General features: G+C 32.6%; 10 protein-coding genes. All 10 read right to left on the bottom strand.

Going from position 1 to position 7,366, the window contains the following annotated elements; all coding sequences use genetic code 11:
* On the bottom strand, positions 1–305 hold a 305-nt coding region (locus RR554_RS03685), incomplete at its 3' end, for a hypothetical protein (RefSeq protein WP_332467440.1).
* A 30-nt stretch (positions 306–335) separates the two neighbouring features.
* Positions 336–2,090 carry a hypothetical protein gene (locus tag RR554_RS03680; protein WP_332467439.1) on the bottom strand — a complete coding sequence of 585 codons (1,755 nt, stop codon included), beginning with the start codon at positions 2,088–2,090 and terminating at the stop codon, positions 336–338.
* A gap of 195 nt (positions 2,091–2,285) precedes the next feature.
* Positions 2,286–3,155 carry a 16S rRNA (cytidine(1402)-2'-O)-methyltransferase gene (gene rsmI / locus RR554_RS03675; RefSeq protein WP_332462449.1) on the bottom strand — a complete coding sequence of 290 codons (870 nt, stop codon included), beginning with the start codon at positions 3,153–3,155 and terminating at the stop codon, positions 2,286–2,288.
* A 114-nt stretch (positions 3,156–3,269) separates the two neighbouring features.
* Positions 3,270–3,602: a DNA replication initiation control protein YabA gene (locus RR554_RS03670; RefSeq protein ID WP_332462450.1), complete on the bottom strand. Its 333-nt coding sequence runs from the start codon at positions 3,600–3,602 to the stop codon at positions 3,270–3,272.
* Between the two features lies 1 nt (position 3,603).
* Positions 3,604–4,431 carry a PSP1 domain-containing protein gene (locus RR554_RS03665; protein WP_332462451.1) on the bottom strand — a complete coding sequence of 276 codons (828 nt, stop codon included), beginning with the start codon at positions 4,429–4,431 and terminating at the stop codon, positions 3,604–3,606.
* A gap of 17 nt (positions 4,432–4,448) precedes the next feature.
* Positions 4,449–5,390, bottom strand: a complete 942-nt coding sequence (holB, locus tag RR554_RS03660) for a DNA polymerase III subunit delta' (protein ID WP_332462452.1) — start codon at positions 5,388–5,390, stop codon at positions 4,449–4,451.
* Positions 5,390–5,719 carry a cyclic-di-AMP receptor gene (locus RR554_RS03655; protein WP_332467438.1) on the bottom strand — a complete coding sequence of 110 codons (330 nt, stop codon included), beginning with the start codon at positions 5,717–5,719 and terminating at the stop codon, positions 5,390–5,392. Before RR554_RS03655 ends, holB begins: the two co-directional genes overlap by 1 nt.
* Positions 5,720–5,738: 19 nt before the next feature.
* Entirely contained in the window at positions 5,739–6,383 is a 645-nt protein-coding gene (gene tmk, locus RR554_RS03650; protein ID WP_332467437.1) for a dTMP kinase, read from the bottom strand.
* A gap of 19 nt (positions 6,384–6,402) precedes the next feature.
* On the bottom strand, positions 6,403–6,999 hold the full coding sequence (gene recR / locus RR554_RS03645) for a recombination mediator RecR (RefSeq protein ID WP_332462455.1): 597 nt from the start codon (positions 6,997–6,999) through the stop codon (positions 6,403–6,405).
* Between the two features lie 65 nt (positions 7,000–7,064).
* The coding region (locus tag RR554_RS03640; protein WP_332467436.1) for a YbaB/EbfC family nucleoid-associated protein at positions 7,065–7,366 on the bottom strand (302 nt) is incomplete at its 5' end.

The following is a 7,366-nucleotide window of genomic DNA, read 5'->3' as shown; positions in this document are numbered from 1 at the left end:
CCAGTTTCATTAGAAGTAGATCCTTCTGATGGCTTAGTTTCTTCTGGTGTTGTATTTTCCTCAACAGGTACTTCAGTTTCAGGTGCTCCCGAAATCGGACTATTTGTTGTACTAGCAAAATCAGTTGAGAAATTAAACGCGGATGTAGCGTCGGGTAATGGATGAAGAATTTTATTGGTTGCTTCAACTTCCTCAGCATAAACGACTGATTGAAGAATAGGGCCACACACTGAAAACAACGTTGTACTTACACCAACAAACATCCCAATTTTACGATGCCTCTTTTTATTATTCTTAGCATTCATAAATCTTACCCCGCTTTCCTTCAATGATTCTTATAGTCGATCAATATCTCCAATAGATTCTAATTTTCTTAATAGCTCTGAGAAAACTACTTCTGATTCAGCTTTAATTTTCTCAAGTTTTCTATAATAATTTCTTGCTTCTTGACTAACTGCGCTTAATTCCATATCAGAATCAGCCACACGGCGTTTTGCTTCATAATTAGCAACATCAACGATTTGACGTGCTTTAGCTTGAGCTTCTAACATAACTTGAGCAATATCAGCTTGATTCATTGAACCACTTTGGTCAGCTCTTAAGTTTGCTAAACGTAATTCTTCTTTTGTTCTTAATAATTCTTGTTGTAAATCCCCTAATTCTGGGCTTTGATTTGAGCGCATATCGTTTATTTCTTGTTCTAAACGAGCAGCTCTTGTTTTTTCTGAAGTTAACTCAGTTAAGCTTGAAGTCACCTCTTGTTGTTGATGACGCATAGTAGATAATTCTTGTTGTAAATCATTGATAACTTTTTGATTATCTCTTAATTCAGCAAGCTCTTTTTCTAGTTGTTCTGTTTGGCTAAGTTTTTCATTCATCTCAGTTAACTCCTGTTCCTTTTTCTTCATTACAATATCGTTATTTTGATTCTTTTCTAATTCTTCTTCATAACGCTTCGCTAATTTTGTTTCTAGTGCTTTAGAATGGCTTAATTGCTCTTCTAATTCACTAATGTTTCTTTCTAACTCTTCAGTTACTACTGACTCAACACTCGGCTTAGAACTAACTTCTTGAATCTCTTTTTCTAATACGTTGATTCTTTCTATATAGTTTTCATTTTCAGCTTTAAGTGCTGTTAATTCGTTAGTAGTCTCAGTTAATTTAGTTTTTTGTTCTTCGTTTTCTTTTGTTAATTCTGAATTTTTTTCATTTGACTGACTTAGCTGTTGTTTAACTTCTTCTAACTCAGCAACATATTCATTATTAATTGTAGTCATTGAATTTTCAATAGCTGTTTTTTCATTAGAAAGCTCACTCAGTTTACCTTCTAATTCTTTTACACTATTTTCTAATTCTTGTGACTCTTTTATTGTATTTTGAGCAATCACATCAATTTGACCAGTTAATTCTTTAATTGTTTCATCTTTAGTAGAAAGGTCTTCATTCAACTGTTCTAAAGAAAGAGTTAACGCTTCATGCGTTTCTTTTAGCTTATCAAAATCTAACAGTTGAAGTTGTAACTCATTATTCTCTTCTAATAGACCACTGTATTCATCTATTTTAACAGATAACTTCTCATTTGCAGATTCAAGTTGCTCAACACGAGCTGATTGATTTTGCATTTGATCGTTTTCTAATAATAATTGATCGATTTTAGCTCTTAATTGAGCATTTTCATTCTCTAATAGAGCCGATTGTTCAGATGATATTGTGTTCTCCGTATTAGAAGCTTCGATAAAGTCTTGTTCATAACTGAAATCTTCTGGCGCTTCCGTCACAATTTTTTCTTCAATGTTTTCTGAACCAAATGGGCTAACATAAGATTCTTTTTCTGAATTGTAGAAATCTAAAACTTCTTCTTTTTCTTCCTCAGACGAGCTATTTAGATTTGGAATGGTAGGTCCATTACTATCATTTGGCTCATAGTAATAGTAATAATAATAATCATCATCTGCGTTCCCAACATCATAATCTAAGTTATTAGAAGGAACTTTTTCTTCTTCATTTGTTGGCATTAACTCATTACCTTCCATCTCATTTTCGTTTTCTTTTAAATCGTCATCCTGACGTTTTAACCAATTATTAAACAATCAAATTCCACCTCACAAAAAAACTTATATTAAAAAACTGACTGATACTCAAGTATATATAGAATATAAAATTCTATTTAAAAATAAACAAAAAAAAACTATCTACCTATTCTAATCATACTTATACAAGAAAATTATATCATAACCCTATTAATATGCAACTTTTTTTTAAACCTATCCTCTAGGAAAACTATTTTATTCCACGTGATACTGCTTGTAGACATCCTGTTTTTTTAAGCCTCTTTTTTTAGCCACTTCTTTAATTGCAAGTTTGCTACTTATTTCCTCTTCTTTCATTAAGAACTCCACATGTTCTGAAATACTTAGCAATTCCTCTTCTTCTGACAAGCCAGCAACGTCGGTATTTCCTTCGATAACCAAACAACACTCACCTTTGATTGTATTTTCATTGAAATACGCTACAAGCTCCTCAATTGTTCCTCTTGTATATTCTTCGTAGAGTTTTGTTAACTCTCGGCAAAGAACTGCTTTTCTCTTATTTCCAAGTACCTCAGACATGGCACTCAGAGTTTTAGCTACTCGGTGGGGTGATTCATAAAAAATGAGAGCAGATTTTACTTCTTTTAATTTTTTTAAACTTTCTTTTTGTTCATTCGTCTTTCTTGGTAAAAAACCGTAAAACAGAAATGGCTGAGGTGAAATACCTGAGGCAATCAATGCAGTAATTCCCGCTGAAGCACCCGGTAAGGAAATGACATCAATGTTATGCTCAATCGCGCTGAGAACCAACTCATGTCCTGGATCACTAATTGACGGCATTCCTGCATCACTTACTTGAGCAATTGTTTGATTACTTAATAGCAAATCAATTAATTCTGGCACTCTTTCTTTAACATTGTGTTCATGTAAACTAATCTGTTTTGTTTCCACTTCAAAATGATTTAGTAGTTTTTGCGTATTTCTCGTATCTTCACTAGCAATCAAATCAGCCTCTTTTAATGTGTTGACTGAACGAAAAGTCATATCCTCCAAGTTACCAATGGGAGTTGGAACTAAGTACAACTTACCCTTTTCCATATTTTTAAAGCTTTTTTGCTGTTTCATCTCTTTCTCCTTTAGTATTTCTCATAACAATAAAAAGCTGAAGCAAAACACATATGTTCTGCCTCAGCCTTCTCTTAGTTATGGGAATATTTCACAATTACTGGACTCAATTTTTTATTTTCCATAAATCATATGAGAACAAAAGACACATTCTTCATGATTCTCTCTTCTTGAACCATAAAAATCTTTACATACATGAAAACCTTGTTCGTATAGTTTTTCCAAATTTAAACGCGACTTCGATAACTCTTGTCTGCTATCTTCTGGCAAGTCTTCTCGTTCTAGTTTTTCTAAACGATCTCTTAAATGCTGATTTTCTAATTCTAAATTTAGATTTTTTTCTAAAACAGCATCGACAACGTCTTTCATTTCACCAACTTGAGTTAACATGGTTTGTAAATTTTTTTCAACGTCTACTAATTCATCGTACAATTTCGTCTTTTCCATGTTAATCTTCCTTTATCTCTTGCTTCTTACATTCAAGTAGTTCATCTAAATCATATTCAACAGGGGTTTCACGATTAAGTGGTTTAATTTTGACAATCTCTGAAAGAATGTTTAAACCAATAACTCTTCCTTGACCATCTGGTGTCTCAATAATTTGACCAAAGTCAGGCATCATTTTTCTAATTCGCTCATACTCGGAATTTTCGTAATTTAAACAGCACATTAATCTGCCGCAAACACCTGAAATTTTAGTTGGATTTAAAGAGAGATTTTGCTCTTTTGCCATTTTAATAGAAACAGCTGCAAAATCACCTAAAAAAGTACTACAACATAATGGTCTGCCGCAAGGACCGATACCACCTAATAGTTTTGCTTCATCTCTGACACCAATTTGTCTTAATTCAATTCTTGTTTTGAAAATAGCAGCTAAATCCTTCACTAAGCTTCTAAAATCAATTCTACCATCTGCAGTAAAACTAAACACTATTTTACTACGATCAAACGTATACTCAGCGTCTACTAACTTCATTTCAAGTTCATGCTCTTTAATTTTTTTCTTTGCAATAACAAAGGCTTCTTTAGCGTCTTTATTATTTTGCTCATATTTTACAAGTTGTTTATCTGTTGCAATTTGAATAATTGGTTTAATTTCTTCAGGTAAATCCTCTTTAGGAATTTCCTTTTTAGGAATAGCAATATTAGCTAATTCCTTTGCTTTTTGAGATTCAACAACTACTTTTTGATTATATACATACTCTGTATTTTTATCACCAGAATAATAATAAATTCTACCAGTGGGTTTAAAACGGACACCGACTACTTCTACCATTGTGTTGTCCTCCTATATTAAAATAGCAACTGCCAAGCAAGTTGCTCACAGACATTTTGAAAACTAACATTGGCTTCCAATTTACGTCTAGATGACATTATTTTTTCAATAGATGTACTCTCTTTATTGAGTTCCATCCCTTGATTTTCAACCTCTTCTTTTAATTTCAATCGATAAAAAACAAGGAGCAAATCCAAAATTAAAAATTGCTGTTCCTTTTCTTTAGCGATTTTCACAAGATACTGTTGAACAAATACAAAGCCTAATGCGTTTTTTTTATCTAAATATTGAAACCATCTATACACAGTTTCTCTAGCACTATTAAACCACTCATCTTCTGATAATTCAACTGCCTTTTGTTTTGAATCAACTAACTCAGCAATTTGCTCTGTTTGTTTTTTAGACAATGCTGGATTCTTTTCTAACTCAGATATGATAACATTTTTTGAAATAGGGTTTAAATGTACTTGCTGGCATCTAGATTGAATAGTTGGTAGTATTTTGTTGATGTTATTTGTTAAAAAGAAAATATGCATCATACCATCTGGCTCTTCAATAAATTTAAGTAAACTATTTGCTGCACTAACTGTCATTTTTTCTGAATATTTAATAATCAAAACTTTTTTTCGAGATTCCAAACCACTTCTAACAAAGCTTTGTTTAATTTCTCTAATTTGATCCACTTTGATTGTCTGGCCATCTGGTGTAATCGTTAAGACATCTGGAAAATCAAAGTTCTCTATTCTTCGACAAATAGTACACTCGCCACATGAGCCATCCTGAGCATTTTGGCAAAACAAACTTTGAGATAGCCACAAAGCAAATTCATAGGTTGCTGTCATGTCTTGACCTTCGATAAGGTAAGCATGTGTCATTCGATTTTTTTTTAGAACACCTTTAAAAAAACACATTAGTTGAGGCTGCTCATCTTTAATTTTGTCTCTTAACATATCAGTCATTAAAATTGATGAAATCCTTCCACAGGCATTACAAACACAGTTGCTCCACCCACTTGGATTTCAATTGGATAACTTGAGTGAGCATCCATTGATATATCAAAAGTAACAGGTGAAGTGACATATTGTTCTCTAGCTTGGCAATTTTCTTTGATAAGCTCTAAAACTTCTTCAACTCTTTCATCTTCAATCCCGATAATAAATGTTGTATTACCAGCTCGAAGAAAACCTCCAGTTGTTGATAATTTAGTCGCTCGAATATTCGATTGATTAAATTCATTCGATAATCTATTGCTATCTTTATCTTGAACAATTGCTAATAACAATTTCATTATGACTACCACCTTTCACTTAATTAAAATATAAAGGATATTTTTCCTTAATTAAATCATAACAATTTTTTACTACTTTTTCTATATTATCTTTTGCATCAACGACAACTATTCGCTCTTTATGTTGATCAACAAGTTTTAAATAAGCCTCTCTTACTTTTTTATGAAATGCTAAGGATTCCATATCTAGCCGGTCTAATTCTGCTTCTATTCGTCCTTTATTAATTCTCTCAAGACCAATTTCAGATGGAACATCTAAATAAATAGTCAAGTCTGGGTAATGACCTTCAATAGCAAATTCATTGATTTTTAGAACTTCTTCTTCACCAATTCCACGAGCAGCACCTTGATAAGCAATTGAGCTATCAATGAATCTATCACATAAAACTAACTTTCCCTCTGCTACTGCTGGAAGTACTTTTTCAACTAAATGTTGTCTTCTTGCTGCCGCATATAATAGAGCTTCTGTTCGGACATCCATCTCACTATTTTTAGGATCTAAAATAATCTGACGAATTTTTTCTGCGATTGGATTTCCACCAGGTTCTCTTGTTGTAATTAGTTCTTTGCTACTATTTTCAGATATTAGCTGACTCAACTCTTTAATAACCGTTGTTTTCCCAGCACCATCTGGCCCCTCAATTGTAATAAAAATACCATTCATCTTCGTTTACTCCTATTTTTTATAATTCTGTTCGTCCTTCAACTGCTTTTAAAAGTGTCACTTCATCAGCATATTCAATGTCACTACCTACAGATAATCCATGAGCTAATCGAGTCACTTTAATACCTGCTGGTTTTATTAATCTTGATAAGTACATCGCTGTTGCTTCACCGTCTGTTGTTGCATTCGTTGCAATAATAATTTCTTTTACCTCATCTGCATGAAGTCGTTTAATTAATGAGGCTATGTTCAAATCATCTGGTCCTGTTCCATCCATTGGAGATAACACACCATTTAAGACATGATACAGGCCCTTATATTCTCTCATTTTTTCCATCGACATAACATCTTTTGTCTCTTCGACAACTAAGATAGTTGATTTGTCTCTGTGAGGATCACGACAAACATCACATGTTTCTTCATCTGTAATATTGCCACAAATCGAACAATAATGTAAATCTCTCTTTACACTAATTAATGATTTAGCAAACTCTGTAACGTCCTCTTCTTTCATATTTATTGTGTAAAAAGCTAAACGTGTCGCAGTTTTTGAACCGATACCAGGAAGTTTCATATAGCTTTCGATTAACTTTGCAATTGGTGTTGGATAATGCATAAGTAAAACCTTCTTTCTCTTAAAAAAACAGGAAGTTTCCTTCCTGTTTCTTAAACATCATTTAATTAGAAGCCAGGGATATTTTTTGTATATTTACCCATCATATTTTCTGTTTCAATTTCAATCTTTTCTAAACAATCATTAGTTGCAGCTAAAACTAAATCTTGTGTCATTTCAGCATCTTCTGGATCTAACACATCCGGATTAATAACCACATCTATTACTTTTCTTTCACCTGTCATGATAATTTTTACTAAACCATTTCCAGCTTCACCAGTAAACTGTTTTTGATCTAATTGGGCTTTTGTTTCTCCCATTTCTTTTTGCATTTTTTGCATTTGTTTCATCATACCTTGCATATTTCCCA

Source organism: Vagococcus sp., from assembly GCF_036639995.1.
In the GTDB taxonomy this organism is placed as follows: domain Bacteria; phylum Bacillota; class Bacilli; order Lactobacillales; family Vagococcaceae; genus Vagococcus.
The sequence above is the reverse complement of the archived record's forward strand: the minus strand, read 5'-3'. Positions and strand labels throughout refer to the sequence as shown.

Coding starts and splice junctions, on each gene's coding strand:
- rsmI (WP_332462449.1), bottom strand. CDS start 3,155: ATGAAACAGCAAAAAAGCTTTAAAAATATGGAAAAGGGTAAGTTGTAC.
- RR554_RS03670 (WP_332462450.1), bottom strand. CDS start 3,602: ATGGAAAAGACGAAATTGTACGATGAATTAGTAGACGTTGAAAAAAAT.
- RR554_RS03665 (WP_332462451.1), bottom strand. CDS start 4,431: ATGGTAGAAGTAGTCGGTGTCCGTTTTAAACCCACTGGTAGAATTTAT.
- holB (WP_332462452.1), bottom strand. CDS start 5,390: ATGACTGATATGTTAAGAGACAAAATTAAAGATGAGCAGCCTCAACTA.
- RR554_RS03655 (WP_332467438.1), bottom strand. CDS start 5,719: ATGAAATTGTTATTAGCAATTGTTCAAGATAAAGATAGCAATAGATTA.
- tmk (WP_332467437.1), bottom strand. CDS start 6,383: ATGAATGGTATTTTTATTACAATTGAGGGGCCAGATGGTGCTGGGAAA.
- recR (WP_332462455.1), bottom strand. CDS start 6,999: ATGCATTATCCAACACCAATTGCAAAGTTAATCGAAAGCTATATGAAA.